Origin of the sequence: Citrobacter telavivensis, from assembly GCA_009363175.1 — a bacterium.
GTDB lineage: Bacteria > Pseudomonadota > Gammaproteobacteria > Enterobacterales > Enterobacteriaceae > Citrobacter_A > Citrobacter_A telavivensis.
The window spans coordinates 4,953,790-4,966,205 of record CP045205.1 but is presented as its reverse complement, the minus strand read 5'-3'; the positions used below and the strand labels follow the sequence as shown (position 1 = coordinate 4,966,205).

The 12,416-nt window shown below is 54.9% G+C and carries 16 protein-coding genes; 5 read left to right on the top strand and 11 right to left on the bottom strand.

Annotation, left to right across the window (positions count from 1 at the left end; translation table 11 throughout):
* Positions 1 to 105 precede the first annotated feature (105 nt).
* The 3 genes from mltC to mutY form a co-directional block, all read right to left on the bottom strand.
* Positions 106 to 1,188: a membrane-bound lytic murein transglycosylase MltC gene (gene mltC / locus GBC03_26160; protein ID QFS74132.1), complete on the bottom strand. Its 1,083-nt coding sequence runs from the start codon at positions 1,186 to 1,188 to the stop codon at positions 106 to 108.
* Between the two features lie 179 nt (positions 1,189 to 1,367).
* Positions 1,368 to 1,640 (bottom strand): oxidative damage protection protein, encoded by a 273-nt coding sequence (locus tag GBC03_26155; protein ID QFS73451.1) that lies wholly within the window; start codon positions 1,638 to 1,640, stop codon positions 1,368 to 1,370.
* 27 nt (positions 1,641 to 1,667) lie between these two features.
* On the bottom strand, positions 1,668 to 2,720 hold the full coding sequence (gene mutY, locus GBC03_26150) for an A/G-specific adenine glycosylase (GenBank protein ID QFS73450.1): 1,053 nt from the start codon (positions 2,718 to 2,720) through the stop codon (positions 1,668 to 1,670).
* Positions 2,721 to 2,882: 162 nt separating this feature from the next.
* On the opposite strand from mutY, the gene trmB reads away from it, so the two are divergent.
* The 4 genes from trmB (at position 2,883) to ansB (ending at position 5,936) form a co-directional block, all read left to right on the top strand.
* A complete protein-coding gene (gene trmB / locus GBC03_26145) occupies positions 2,883 to 3,602 on the top strand; it encodes a tRNA (guanosine(46)-N7)-methyltransferase TrmB (protein ID QFS73449.1) in 720 nt (239 codons plus the stop codon).
* The gene (locus GBC03_26140) at positions 3,602 to 3,928 is read left to right on the top strand and encodes a DUF469 family protein (GenBank protein ID QFS73448.1); all 327 of its coding nucleotides are present in this window, start codon (positions 3,602 to 3,604) and stop codon (positions 3,926 to 3,928) included. Before trmB ends, GBC03_26140 begins: the two co-directional genes overlap by 1 nt.
* A 52-nt stretch (positions 3,929 to 3,980) precedes the next feature.
* Positions 3,981 to 4,700, top strand: coding sequence for a DUF2884 family protein (locus GBC03_26135; GenBank protein ID QFS73447.1), 720 nt, complete (start codon positions 3,981 to 3,983; stop codon positions 4,698 to 4,700).
* Positions 4,701 to 4,889: 189 nt separating this feature from the next.
* Positions 4,890 to 5,936 (top strand): L-asparaginase 2, encoded by a 1,047-nt coding sequence (gene ansB / locus GBC03_26130; GenBank protein ID QFS73446.1) that lies wholly within the window; start codon positions 4,890 to 4,892, stop codon positions 5,934 to 5,936.
* A gap of 39 nt (positions 5,937 to 5,975) precedes the next feature.
* Here the strand turns inward: ansB and hemW are convergent, their stop codons facing one another.
* Genes hemW through GBC03_26105 form a run of 5 tightly spaced genes read right to left on the bottom strand, consistent with a single transcriptional unit; the run spans position 5,976 to position 9,282 of the window.
* Entirely contained in the window at positions 5,976 to 7,112 is a 1,137-nt protein-coding gene (gene hemW, locus GBC03_26125; GenBank protein ID QFS73445.1) for a radical SAM family heme chaperone HemW, read from the bottom strand.
* A complete protein-coding gene (locus tag GBC03_26120) occupies positions 7,105 to 7,698 on the bottom strand; it encodes an XTP/dITP diphosphatase (protein QFS73444.1) in 594 nt (197 codons plus the stop codon). The genes hemW and GBC03_26120 overlap by 8 nt, the downstream gene beginning before the upstream one ends.
* Positions 7,699 to 7,705: 7 nt before the next feature.
* On the bottom strand, positions 7,706 to 7,996 hold the full coding sequence (locus GBC03_26115) for a YggU family protein (protein QFS73443.1): 291 nt from the start codon (positions 7,994 to 7,996) through the stop codon (positions 7,706 to 7,708).
* Positions 7,993 to 8,559, bottom strand: coding sequence for a YggT family protein (locus GBC03_26110; protein ID QFS73442.1), 567 nt, complete (start codon positions 8,557 to 8,559; stop codon positions 7,993 to 7,995). The genes GBC03_26115 and GBC03_26110 overlap by 4 nt, the downstream gene beginning before the upstream one ends.
* A gap of 18 nt (positions 8,560 to 8,577) precedes the next feature.
* A complete protein-coding gene (locus tag GBC03_26105; GenBank protein QFS73441.1) occupies positions 8,578 to 9,282 on the bottom strand; it encodes a YggS family pyridoxal phosphate-dependent enzyme in 705 nt (234 codons plus the stop codon).
* A gap of 17 nt (positions 9,283 to 9,299) precedes the next feature.
* Here GBC03_26105 and GBC03_26100 point away from each other — a divergent pair, with 17 nt between their 5' ends.
* Complete coding sequence (locus GBC03_26100) at positions 9,300 to 10,280, top strand: PilT/PilU family type 4a pilus ATPase (protein ID QFS73440.1); 981 nt, start codon at positions 9,300 to 9,302, stop codon at positions 10,278 to 10,280.
* A 13-nt stretch (positions 10,281 to 10,293) separates the two neighbouring features.
* On the opposite strand, the gene ruvX is transcribed toward GBC03_26100, so the two are convergent.
* The 3 genes from ruvX to gshB form a co-directional block, all read right to left on the bottom strand.
* Positions 10,294 to 10,710 carry a Holliday junction resolvase RuvX gene (gene ruvX, locus GBC03_26095; protein QFS73439.1) on the bottom strand — a complete coding sequence of 139 codons (417 nt, stop codon included), beginning with the start codon at positions 10,708 to 10,710 and terminating at the stop codon, positions 10,294 to 10,296.
* Positions 10,710 to 11,273, bottom strand: coding sequence for a YqgE/AlgH family protein (locus tag GBC03_26090; GenBank protein QFS73438.1), 564 nt, complete (start codon positions 11,271 to 11,273; stop codon positions 10,710 to 10,712). Before GBC03_26090 ends, ruvX begins: the two co-directional genes overlap by 1 nt.
* Positions 11,274 to 11,463: 190 nt before the next feature.
* The gene (gshB, locus tag GBC03_26085) at positions 11,464 to 12,411 is read right to left on the bottom strand and encodes a glutathione synthase (GenBank protein QFS73437.1); all 948 of its coding nucleotides are present in this window, start codon (positions 12,409 to 12,411) and stop codon (positions 11,464 to 11,466) included.
* Positions 12,412 to 12,416 lie beyond the last annotated feature (5 nt).

The window sequence follows — 12,416 nt, the reverse complement described above, 5'->3', positions numbered from 1 at the left end:
AATAATTGCAAAACAATTCCCTTTTGCAATGCTAAAGGGTGATGGTCGTCACGATTTCTTGACTCACCCGCTCACCGTTTTATCGGGAGCGGGGGAAGAGGGGAATCAGTTCCGCCGATAGGTTTTTTGCGCGGAATTGACTTTATACAGGTAGCGGCGCGATTCAGAAGAGGGATGACGCGTGGTTAACGTCTGGTACACATCCCCTGGCGTCATGCTGTTGATGATCGTCGCGGCCTGCACTTTATCACTGGAGAAGACGCGCAGTACGCTGCCCGCCCCGCCGTTGTAGGCGGTGATTACCGCATAGCGTCGCGAGGTGGGATTATCGATTCCGCCCAGATAGACATTATTGAGCATCGCCAGATATGCGGTGCCGGTATCAATATTGCTGGCCGGATCGAACAGTTCACTGCGGCTCGGCGTACCGGAGCGGCCCTGCGAGCGATAAACGTCTTTCCCGGCGGTATGCTGAACCACCTGCATCAGACCCAGCGCATCGGAACGGCTCACGGCGTACGGGTTGAAGGACGACTCCGTCTGCATAATCGCCAGAATCAGCGACTCATCAATGCCATATTTATGGGACGCCTTGCGCACCATGCCGAGGTACTTATGCGCACGTTTATCCAGGTGGTTCGGCACCAGGTTAATCGTCACGCTGAAAATCATACGGATCCCGTTGCTGCGGCTTTTCATCCGCGTTTGCAGCAGGTAATCGGCGAAGTTCGTGGCCCGGCCTTCCCAGCGGATGGGTTGTCCCGTGTGATCGAGCACCTGACCGTACAAGAACGGTTCTCTGGAGATCTGAATGTCATCGACGTCAGAGTAGAGGTCGACAGAGGTGGGATCGTCACCCATCAGCAGCGTTTTAATAATGGCGCGACGTAAATGCGCCGCAGGCTCCGTCCCGGCGATGGTCTCAACGGTTATGGTCCCGTCGTCAAAGTTGATATGGCTGCGGGTCTGATATTGATCGGTGTACTTCACGTAGTCCTTCGGACCGGCGATCAGCACTTCCTGATAACCCCACAGATTCTCAATGTTGTGGGCAAACTGCCCCATGAGAATGTCAAAACCGTTGGTATCCTTGACCCAGGCTTCGTTATAAGAATCGCCTTTTTTGGTCGAGCTGGAACAGGAGATGAGCAACGGCGCAATAACGGCAAGCGCGAGAAATTTTTTCATCATTCCGGGAGTGCGTGTTGTGTTTGTCGTTGTGCCATTTTACCGGATAGCGTCATCATTGAGCGACCTACGAATCGTGCCCGCGTAGGCCGGACAAGGCTGTTTACGCCGCCTCCGGCTTCTTTGCATTGCCCGATGGCGCTGCGCTTATCGGGCCTGGAAAATTAGCGCTATAGGCGTTATTTACCTTCCGGCGTATAACCTTCGATATGCACGTCTTTACCTTCAAACAGGAAGTTGATCATCTCCTGTTCCAGCAGTTTGCGGTGCTCGACGTTCATCATACTGAGTTTCTTTTCGTTGATCAGCATGGTCTGCTTGTGCTGCCACTGCGCCCATGCTTCTTTTGAAATCTCGTTATAAATGCGTTTTCCCAGTTCGCCCGGGTACAGCTGAAAATCCTGTCCTTCTGCTTCACGCTGCAGGAAAGTGCAAAAAATCGTTCTGCTCATAACTCATCCTCTTCATCGTCCGGTGCGTTAAACGGGGGCACCGGTACGTAACTGCTGTAATAAACGCTCCACCGGAGCCGCCAGGCCAACGGATGGCGGTTGCGCTAAGTTATACCAGAGCGCGTTGCCTTCATCCATGCATGAACCGCATGAGGACACAGTAAGCCACATAGGCACAATATCCAGATGGAAATGGCTGAAGGTATGGCGAAACGCGTTAAGTTGGGTCAAATTATCAGCGTTAACATGCCGTTGTGCCAGCCATTCCCGTAATTCCTCTTCACTGGCAAACTGCGGGAAACAGAATAAGCCACCCCATAGTCCGCTCGGCGGGCGCTGTGCCAGCAGGATGTCATCCTGATGTTGCAACAGCAGAAAATAACTTGTCCGCTCTGGCAGCGTCTGCTTTGGCTTCTTGCCGGGATAGTGCGACCAGCTGTCGTTCGCATAGGCGATACAGCCGTTCTGCAACGGGCACAGCGAGCATTTCGGTTTTGAGCGCGTGCACACCATCGCGCCTAAATCCATCATCGCCTGGTTAAAACGTTCCACGCCCTTCACCGGCGTTACCTGTTCGCTCAGATCCCAGAGCGTTTTCTCAACCTCTTTTTTGCCTGGCCAGCCGCTAACAGCATAGCAGCGCGCCAGCACGCGCTTAACGTTGCCGTCAAGAATCGGAAAAGGTTTACCCAGCGAGAGCGACAGCACGGCGCCTGCGGTTGAACGTCCGACGCCGGGGAGCGCCGCCACCTCTTCAAAGGTTTCCGGGAAAACGCCCTTATGCAGTGTGGCAACCTGTTGCGCCGCTTTGTGCAGGTTGCGCGCCCGGGCGTAGTAGCCGAGCCCCGTCCACAGGTGGAGCACTTCATCCAGCGGCGCGTTGGCAAGATCGGTCACCGTCGGGAAATGGGCCATAAACCGTTCAAAATAAGGGATAACCGTCGTAACCTGAGTCTGTTGCAGCATCACTTCTGAGAGCCATACTTTGTAAGGCGTCTTATCAATTTGCCAGGGCAGGGTTTTTCGCCCGTATTTATCGTACCAGTCCAGAACCTGGGCTGAAAATTGAGACGCTTGCATGGACACCGAATTCATTATTGTTGGGGGCAAGATTGCAGCACAGAGGCAACAGGCTGTAAACCGGAACTTTCCGCAGCGTGACCGCTTCCTTTACTTGCATCCGGCAACTAACTTTGGATAATGCCCGTTTTCAGACCTTAATCACAAGCAGACTTAACTTTTATGAAAAACGACGTCATCTCACCGGAATTTGATGAAAACGGCCGTCCACTGCGCCGGATTCGTAGTTTTGTTCGTCGCCAGGGGCGACTGACCAAAGGGCAGGAACACGCGCTGGAAAACTACTGGCCGGTGATGGGCGTTGAGTTCAGCGAAGAACCTGTGGATTTCGCGACGTTGTTTGGCCGTGAAGCGCCGGTCACGCTTGAGATTGGCTTCGGTATGGGGGCTTCTCTGGTGGCGATGGCGAAAGCGCGTGCGGAGCAAAATTTCCTCGGTATTGAAGTTCATTCACCGGGCGTGGGCGCCTGTCTGGCGTCGGCCCATGAAGAGGGCGTTGAGAACCTGCGCGTGATGTGTCATGACGCGGTCGAAGTACTGCATAAAATGATTCCTGACAATTCTTTAACGATGGTTCAGCTCTTTTTCCCTGACCCGTGGCACAAAGCGCGTCATAATAAACGCCGTATCGTTCAGGTGCCGTTTGCTGAGTTGGTCAAAAGCAAACTGAAGCTGGGCGGCGTGTTCCACATGGCGACTGACTGGGAAGCTTATGCAGAGCACATGCTTGAAGTGATGTCCTCCATTGACGGGTATAAAAACCTGTCAGAGAGTAACGATTATGTACCGCGCCCACCATCGCGCCCGGTAACCAAATTTGAACAACGTGGCCATCGTCTTGGCCACGGCGTATGGGACTTAATGTTCGAGAGGGTGAAATAATGGCAAAGAACCGTAGCCGTCGTCTGCGTAAAAAAATGCACATCGACGAATTCCAGGAATTAGGGTTTTCGGTGGCATGGCGTTTTCCGGAAGGCACATCTGAAGAGCAGGTTGATAAAACCGTTGATGATTTTATCAATGACGTTATTGAACCGAACAAGCTGGCTTTTGACGGCAGCGGTTATCTGGCCTGGGAAGGTCTGATCTGCATGCAGGAAATCGGCAAATGCACTGAAGAGCATCAGGCGATTGTGCGTAAGTGGCTGGAAGAGCAAAAACTTGAAGAAGTGCGTACCAGCGAACTTTTCGACGTTTGGTGGGACTAACAACGCATACGGGGCCAGCATTTGCTGGCCCGATTTGTCTTGAGGGAAAGTTATGATGCGCAAAACGCTGCTGGCGGCAGCTCTTTCTGTAACGGCGATGACCGCTCATGCAGACTACCAGTGCAGCGTCACGCCGCGTGACGATGTGATTCTGAGCCCACAGACGGTGCAGGTGAAGGGTGAAAACGGCAACCTGGTGATCACGCCGGATGGCAACGTGATGTTTAACGGTAAGCAATACACGCTGAGCGCCGCACAGCGCGAGCAGGCGAAAGATTACCAGGCTGAACTGCGCAGCGCGCTGCCGTGGATTGATGAAGGTGCCAGAAATCGTGTCGAAAAAGGGCGCGCGGCACTGGATAAAATTATTGCCAAAGAAGTCGGCGAGAGCAGCAACATGCGGGGTCGTCTGACGAAACTGGATGCCCAGTTGAAAGCGCAGATGAACCGGATTATCGAGCATCGTACCGACGGTTTGACCTTCCACTACAAGGCTATCGATCAGGTTCGTGCTGATGGTCAGCAGTTGGTGAACCAGGCGATGGGCGGCATTTTACAGGACAGCATCAACGAAATGGGTGCGAAAGCCGTCCTGAAAGGCGGCGGTAATCCGCTGCAGGGCGTGCTTGGCAGCCTCGGCGGACTACAGACGGCGATTCAGGACGAATGGAAGAATCAGGAAAAAGATTTCCAGCAGTTCGGTAAAGACGTGTGCAGCCGCGTGGTGACGCTGGAAGATAACCGCAAGGCGCTGGTCAGCACCCTTAAATAATTTTTTTATATAAAACAATGGTACAGATCGTCTCTGTGCCATTTTCTTTTGCCTTTCTGCTTCGTTTTGATATCCACCTCTAAATTTAACAATCTGGCAGATACATTTATCTGGTTAATTGGATGAAATCACATTATTCGTCTCTGGCATTGGGATAATGCGGCAAATTCACGTAACTGGAGAAATAACATGGAGTTTTTCAGGAAAACGGTACTCGCTGCACTGGTGATGGGCTTCAGCGGTGCTGCGCTCGCCTTACCGAACGTTACTATTTTAGCGACCGGCGGGACCATTGCCGGCGGCGGTGACTCTGCAACCAAATCCAACTATACGGCGGGTAAGGTCGGCGTAGAGAATCTGGTCAGAGCCGTACCGCAGCTTAAGGATATTGCCAACGTTAAAGGCGAGCAGGTCGTCAATATTGGTTCACAGGATATGAACGACGACGTCTGGCTAACCCTGGCGAAAAAAATCAATACCGAGTGTGACAGCACCGACGGTTTCGTGATTACCCATGGTACAGACACGATGGAAGAGACGGCTTACTTCCTCGACCTGACCGTTAAATGCAACAAGCCGGTGGTGCTGGTTGGCGCGATGCGCCCGTCTACCGGAATGAGCGCGGATGGTCCGTTCAACCTTTATAACGCCGTGGTAACAGCGGCGGATAAAGCCTCTGCCAATCGCGGTGTGCTGGTGGTGATGAACGACACCGTGCTTGACGGTCGCGACGTGACCAAGACCAATACGACGGATGTGGCCACCTTTAAATCTGTGAACTACGGACCGTTGGGCTACATTCATAACGGCAAAATCGACTACCAGCGTACGCCTGCGCGTAAGCACACCACCTCCACGCCATTCGATGTTTCTAAACTGAACGCGCTGCCGAAAGTCGGTATCATCTATAACTACGCGAATGCGTCAGATCTTCCGGCAAAAGCGCTGGTGGATGCGGGTTATGATGGGATTGTGAGCGCCGGTGTGGGTAACGGCAACCTGTACAAAACCGTCTTCGATACGCTGGCGACCGCCGCGCATAAAGGGACGGTTGTGGTGCGTTCTTCCCGCGTACCGACCGGCTCAACCACTCAGGATGCTGAAATCGATGATGCGAAGTACGGTTTCGTTGCCTCAGGTTCTCTGAACCCGCAGAAGGCCCGCGTACTGCTGCAACTGGCATTGACCCAGACCAAAGATCCGAAACAGATCCAGACAATGTTTAATCAGTATTAATCTCACAGGCCGGGTCATCGCCCGGCCTGATTTTTTGCATCACTCGGCGAGAAAAAGCTCAAGCAGCGAGTTTAAGAACAGCTTGCCGTGCTGGGTGATTTGCCAGGACGTCTCGCACTCCGTCAGATATCCCTGGGCAATGGCCTCATCAAGCGGCTGACGAATCACCGCTTCAGACAGCCCCGTATACAGCGTAAACTCTGCGCGCGGCGCGGCTTCCAGCAGACGGAAGCGGTTCATAAAGAATTCAAACGGCTTATCAGCCTGCTCCACGTCGCGCTGGCTTTCGAGATAACGTCCCTGCATATAACCGCGCGGATGGCGCGTTTTGGTGGTGCGCAGAATACGCCCATCGGGGAACGTGACTTTACCGTGTGCCCCGCAACCAATGCCCAGATAATCACCAAAGCGCCAGTAGTTCAGGTTGTGCTGACACTGGTAGCCCGGCCTGGCATAGGCAGAGGTTTCATACTGCTGATAACCGGCAGCGGTTAACAATTGGTGGCCCTGTTCGAAGATATCCCACAGCGCATCATCATCGGGTAACACCGGTGGACGAGAACCAAACAGCGTGTTTGGTTCAATCGTCAGTTGATACCACGAGAGGTGCGGCGGATCCAGCGCAATCGCCTGGCGCAGGTCATCCAGCGCGTCGTCCAGCGACTGATCCGGCAGGCCGTGCATCAGGTCGAGGTTAAAGCTGCGCAGACCTAACCCGCTGGCGAGGTTCGCCGCGCGACAGGCTTCCTGTGGACCGTGAATGCGTCCCAGACGCTTCAGTTTCGGTTCACTAAAGCTCTGCACACCGATGGAGATTCGGTTCACCCCGGCATGCTGATAATCGACAAAGCGATCGGCTTCGACCGTGCCCGGATTCGCTTCCATCGTAATTTCCGCATCCGCTGCCAGATTCAGGCGCGCACGCACGCCATCCAGCAGCGTTTGCATCGCCGGGCCAGAAAGCAGGCTCGGCGTACCGCCACCGATAAAAATGGTCTTTACTTCACGGTCCTGTGCATACGCAACGTCCGTGTCGAGATCGTTCAGCAGATGCCGGACGTAATCATCGTGCGGGACTTCACCTTTTAACGCATGCGAATTGAAATCACAGTACGGGCATTTTTGCACGCACCACGGGATGTGAATGTAGAGACTCAGCGGTGGCAACTTAACCATTACGTAAGGCTTCCAGCAGCAGTTTCAGCGCCTGCCCACGGTGGGAGATCGCGCTTTTCTCTTCGCGCGTCAGTTCGGCGGCGGTTTTGCCTTCTGAAGGCACGAAGAAGACAGGGTCATAGCCAAAGCCGCCGTTGCCTGCTGCCGTATGGGCGATCGTGCCCGGCCAACTGCCGTGGCACACCAGCGGCGTAGGATCGTCGGCGTGACGCAGATAGACCAGCACGCAGTGAAAGCGTGCCTGACGTCGATCGTCCGGTACATCCTTCAGAGTAAGCAACAGTTTTTCCAGGTTCTGTTGATCGGTCGCGTCTTCGCCGGCATAGCGCGCGGAGTAGATGCCTGGCGCGCCGCCCAGCGCGTCAACGGCCAGACCTGAGTCGTCGGCAATTGCTGGCAACCCGGTTATCTGCGCGGCGTGACGCGCTTTCAGGATCGCATTTTCAATAAAGGTCAGCCCGGTCTCTTCGGCAGAATCAACGCCAAGATCGGTTTGCGCCACCACATCAAGCCCGAAATCGCTGAGCAGCGACGCGAGCTCACGCACTTTACCGGCATTGCCGGTTGCGAGGACAACTTTTTGCATAGGATACCTAATCAGTTAACGCCGCGACTTCTGGCGGGATCTGTTGCGGATGAATGATTTTAACCTGTTTATGGCGGCCAAGTTCGCCCTTTTCAATGACAACCTGGCTCTTTGCCACGCGGAACTGCTTGCCGAGAAACTTCACCAGATGACTGTTTGCCTGGCCGTCCACCGGCTGGGCGGTAATGGCGACTTTCAGTTCGTCGCCATGTAAACCAACAATGCTGTCGCGGCTGGCTTTCGGCTGAATATAGAGCCGTAAGACCAGTCCATCATCACAGCGTGTCACCGCACTCATAGCGCCATCCACAGCCCCGGCAGCAACATGTTACCGGTTGCCTGCAGAACCTCACCAATCCCCATGTTGATGACATACAACAGCAGGACGAGAACCATTGGCGAGAAATCGATGCCGCCCATCCCCGGGAGAATACGACGAATCGGGCGCAGCAGCGGATCGGCCAGTTGAATCAGCACATACTCAATCGGGCTACGACCCTGGCTTACCCAGCTCATAATGGCCATCACCAGCAGCACCCAGAAGATCAGCAGGCCAATGGTTTTGAGCACGATCAGCACGGCGGCGATCCAGACGATCGGCAGGAAGGTCACCACTTTAAACAGCACTATCGCTTTGATAAAGCTGAGGATAAACGCAACCAACAGCGATGCGCTGTCGACCGGTCCCATCGGGGGAATAATACGGCGCAGCGGCCCAATAATCGGTTGCGTCACTTTCACCACAAACTGGGAGAAAGGATTGTAAAAGTCACAGCGAGCCCATTGCATCCACACGCGCAATAACAGCACCATGGTGTACAGCTCAATTACCGTTGAGAGCAAGAAGGTCAACGTATTCATGGCGTTCCTCAGATTTCCTTAATTTTTTGTGTAATCACGTGCACCAAAAATGGCGGTGCCGATACGTACCATCGTGCTACCTGCCGCAATGGCGGCTTCCATATCGCCCGACATACCCAGCGACAGGGTATCGACGTCAGGATAGCGCGTTTTCAGCCCGGCAAATGCTACAGCCATTTGGCGGGCAACTTCAAACTGCCTTACATAATCTGACTCTGGGGCGGGGATCGCCATCAGACCACGCAGACGAAGGTGAGGTAATTCGGCGACCTCTGCGGCAAGTGCATTCAGTTCCTCCAGCGGAATGCCAGACTTACTGTTCTCATCGCTGATGTTGATTTGAATCAGCACGTTCAGCGGTGCCAGTTCTGCCGGACGCTGTTCGCTCAGGCGGGTAGCAATGCGCAGGCGATCGAGGGTATGACACCAGTCAAAATGCTCAGCCACCAGACGGCTTTTGTTGGACTGTAACGGGCCAATAAAGTGCCATTGCAGGCCTGCGATTCCTTTCTCGCGAAAGTGGCGAATTTTCTCTACCCCTTCCTGCACGTAATTCTCACCAAAGGCCTGCTGACCAGCAGCGATGGCTTCTTCGATGGCGCTCGCAGGTTTGGTTTTGCTCACTGCAAGTAGCGTAACTTCCTCTGAAGCACGCCCGCAACGCAATGCGGCGGCTGAGATTTTGTCCCGGACCTGTGCCAGGTTATGCGCGATATCGTTCATTTTCCGAGGATCTGTGTATGAATATGGAAGAAATTGTGGCCCTTAGTGTAAAGCATAACGTCTCGGATCTACACCTAAGCAATGCGTGGCCTGCGCGTTGGCGAAAACGAGGGCACATGGAACGCGCGCCCTTCACCGCAGCCGACATTACCGGACTGCTGACGGACTGGCTGGATGAAGGGCAACAGGCGACGTTACAGCAAAATGGGCAACTGGATTTCGCCGTTTCGCTTGCGGGAAACCTGCGGTTGCGGGCCAGCGCATTTCAGCAGCGACAGGGGACGTCGCTGGCGCTGCGACTGCTGCCGACACAGTGCCCGACGCTGGAAACGCTGGAGACCCCCTCCGTGCTGCCTGAACTGCTCAGCAGCGAGAACGGCTTAATTCTGGTGACGGGGGCAACGGGCAGCGGGAAATCGACCACCCTGGCGGCGATGGTGGCGTGGTTGAATCAGCATGTCGATGGGCACATTCTGACGCTGGAAGACCCCATCGAGTATGTCTACACCAGCCAGCGCTGTCTGATTCAACAGCGTGAGGTGGGATTACATTGCGCCTCGTTTGCCGCGGGGTTGCGTGCGGCGCTGCGTGAAGATCCGGACGTTATCCTGCTGGGGGAGTTACGCGACAGCGAAACCATCCGTCTGGCGCTGACGGCGGCGGAAACGGGGCATCTGGTACTGGCGACACTGCATACGCGTGGCGCCGCGCAGGCGATCGAGCGGTTGATCGACTCTTTCCCGGCGCAGGAAAAAGACCCGGTACGCAGCCAACTGGCAGGCAGCCTGCGCGCCGTACTGTCGCAAAAACTGGAGTCCGACAAGCAGGAGGGACGCGTTGCGCTATTTGAACTGCTGATTAACACCCCGGCGGCGGGGAATTTGATTCGGGAAGGGAAGTCCCACCAGTTGCCCCACGTCATTCAGACCGGGCAGCAGGTGGGGATGATGACTTTTGCTCAGAGCCTGCAACAGCGACAGGCGCAGGGAAGGCTTTGAGAAACGCGTGGCTTCAGTAGCCCTGCTCGAAGTAACTTTCGAGAATGATGACGGCGGAGGCGGAGTCGATCTTCCCTTTGTTCAACGCGCGATAGCCGCCCTGCTCGAACAGGCCGGAGCGCGCTTCCACGGTGCTGAGTCGTTCATCGTGCAAGGTGACCGTGACGCCGAAACGTCCGTGAATGCGGTTGGCGAATTTACGTGCGCGGGCGGTGAGCGGTTGCTCGGTGCCGTCCATATTCAGTGGCAGACCAACAATGATTTCATCCGGCTGCCACTCTTTGAGCAGACGTTCGATCAGGTTCCAGTCCGGCGTACCGTCCTGCGCTTTAATCGCGGGCAGCGCGCGCGCCGTGCCGGTTACCCGCTGACCAATCGCCACGCCGATACTTTTAGTGCCAAAATCAAAGGCCAGTAATGTTTCGCTCATCAGGCATGCCCTGCCACGCCGGGCATCGTCAGGATGTCGATGCCAATCAGCCGGGCAGCGTCACGCCAGCGATCGGCAATCGGTGTTTTGAACAGGATATTGAGATCGGCAGGGGCGGTCAGCCAGGCGTTATCCAGCAGTTCTTGTTCAAGCTGGCCTTTCTCCCAGGAGGAGTAGCCGAGTGCGACCAGCACGTCGGCAGGCTGTTCGCCCGTGCCTAAGGTTTCGAGCACGTCGCGTGACGTGGTGATCACGGTGTTATCCGAGATGCGAATACTGGAGGCAAAGCGCGACGGCGGCGTGTGCAGGATAAACCCGCGATCTTCCGCTAACGGGCCGCCAAGCATCACTGCTTTATCCAGACGGATCGCCGGATCGCGCGGTTCCGGCGCGATTTTCAGTTTTTCCAGAATCCCTTCAATCTGAAGATTTTCCAGAGGCTTATTCACAATAATCCCCATTGCGCCATCTTCGTTATGTTCGCAAATGTACACTACTGAACGGCGGAAAATCGGATCCTGGAGAGCAGGCATGGCAATAAGAAAGTGATGCTGTAAATTCATTGTCAGAGGTTCTGTTTCCTGGTTCAAAAAAGCAACAGGGGTCAGTATGTGGGTAAAGCGCACGGATGTCACTACCGTAGGCCGGATAAGACGTTCGCGTCGCCATCCGGCATCGGTGTCTTAATGCCTGATGGCGCTGCGCTTATCAGGCCTACAACGGCATGCTGGATGTTGTCATCCAGCAAATGACTTATTTCTGCAAACGTGCTTCGAAAGCGTCCATCAGCATCCCGGTGATGGAGACAGGGAATTCGGCTTCAATCTCACGGATGCAGGTCGGGCTGGTGACGTTAATCTCGGTCAGACGATCGCCAATGATGTCCAGACCGACAAAAATCAGCCCTTTCGCTTTCAGCGTTGGCCCGATACGGCGAGCGATTTCCCAGTCGCTGTCGGTTAACGGACGCGGTTCGCCACGGCCGCCAGCGGCCAGGTTGCCACGGGTTTCGCCACCCTGCGGAATACGCGCCAGGCAGTACGGAACCGGTTCGCCATCAACGACCAGCACGCGCTTGTCGCCATCTTTAATCGCCGGCAGATAGTTCTGCGCCATACAGTAGCGGGTGCCATGCTCGGTCAGGGTTTCCGTAATCACGCCGAGGTTCGGATCGCCTTCTTTAACGCGGAAGATCGACGCGCCGCCCATACCGTCCAGCGGCTTGAGAATAATATCATTGTGCTTTTGCCAGAACGCCTTCAACTGCGCTTTGTTGCGGGTGACCAGCGTTTCCGGCGTCAGGTCAGAGAACCAGGCGGTGAACAGTTTTTCGTTACAGTCGCGCAGGCTCTGCGGCTTGTTGACGATAAGCGTTCCTTTCTCTTCCGCGCGTTCCAGAATATAGGTGGCGTAGATAAACTCGGTATCAAACGGCGGGTCTTTACGCATCAGAATGACGTCGAGAGCGTCCAGCGGCAGATCCTGTTCGCCGGTAAACTCATACCATTTGTCGTAGTTCTGCTCAACGCTCAGAGTACGCGTGCGGGCGCGGGCTTCACCGTTAATCAGATAAAGATCGGCCATCTCCATATAATGAAGTTCGTAACCACGACGTTGCGCTTCCAGCAGCATAGCGAAGCTGGAGTCTTTCTTGATATTGATGCTTGCGATGGGGTCCATCACGATGCCGAGCTTGATCATTATTC

Bases quoted from the DNA above. Each gene is read 5' to 3' on its own strand.
- mltC (QFS74132.1), bottom strand. From the start codon at position 1,188: ATGAAAAAATTTCTCGCGCTTGCCGTTATTGCGCCGTTGCTCATCTCC.
- GBC03_26155 (QFS73451.1), bottom strand. From the start codon at position 1,640: ATGAGCAGAACGATTTTTTGCACTTTCCTGCAGCGTGAAGCAGAAGGA.
- mutY (QFS73450.1), bottom strand. From the start codon at position 2,720: ATGCAAGCGTCTCAATTTTCAGCCCAGGTTCTGGACTGGTACGATAAA.
- trmB (QFS73449.1), top strand. From the start codon at position 2,883: ATGAAAAACGACGTCATCTCACCGGAATTTGATGAAAACGGCCGTCCA.
- GBC03_26140 (QFS73448.1), top strand. From the start codon at position 3,602: ATGGCAAAGAACCGTAGCCGTCGTCTGCGTAAAAAAATGCACATCGAC.
- GBC03_26135 (QFS73447.1), top strand. From the start codon at position 3,981: ATGATGCGCAAAACGCTGCTGGCGGCAGCTCTTTCTGTAACGGCGATG.
- ansB (QFS73446.1), top strand. From the start codon at position 4,890: ATGGAGTTTTTCAGGAAAACGGTACTCGCTGCACTGGTGATGGGCTTC.
- hemW (QFS73445.1), bottom strand. From the start codon at position 7,112: ATGGTTAAGTTGCCACCGCTGAGTCTCTACATTCACATCCCGTGGTGC.
- GBC03_26120 (QFS73444.1), bottom strand. From the start codon at position 7,698: ATGCAAAAAGTTGTCCTCGCAACCGGCAATGCCGGTAAAGTGCGTGAG.
- GBC03_26115 (QFS73443.1), bottom strand. From the start codon at position 7,996: ATGAGTGCGGTGACACGCTGTGATGATGGACTGGTCTTACGGCTCTAT.
- GBC03_26110 (QFS73442.1), bottom strand. From the start codon at position 8,559: ATGAATACGTTGACCTTCTTGCTCTCAACGGTAATTGAGCTGTACACC.
- GBC03_26105 (QFS73441.1), bottom strand. From the start codon at position 9,282: ATGAACGATATCGCGCATAACCTGGCACAGGTCCGGGACAAAATCTCA.
- GBC03_26100 (QFS73440.1), top strand. From the start codon at position 9,300: ATGAATATGGAAGAAATTGTGGCCCTTAGTGTAAAGCATAACGTCTCG.
- ruvX (QFS73439.1), bottom strand. From the start codon at position 10,710: ATGAGCGAAACATTACTGGCCTTTGATTTTGGCACTAAAAGTATCGGC.
- GBC03_26090 (QFS73438.1), bottom strand. From the start codon at position 11,273: ATGAATTTACAGCATCACTTTCTTATTGCCATGCCTGCTCTCCAGGAT.
- gshB (QFS73437.1), bottom strand. From the start codon at position 12,411: ATGATCAAGCTCGGCATCGTGATGGACCCCATCGCAAGCATCAATATC.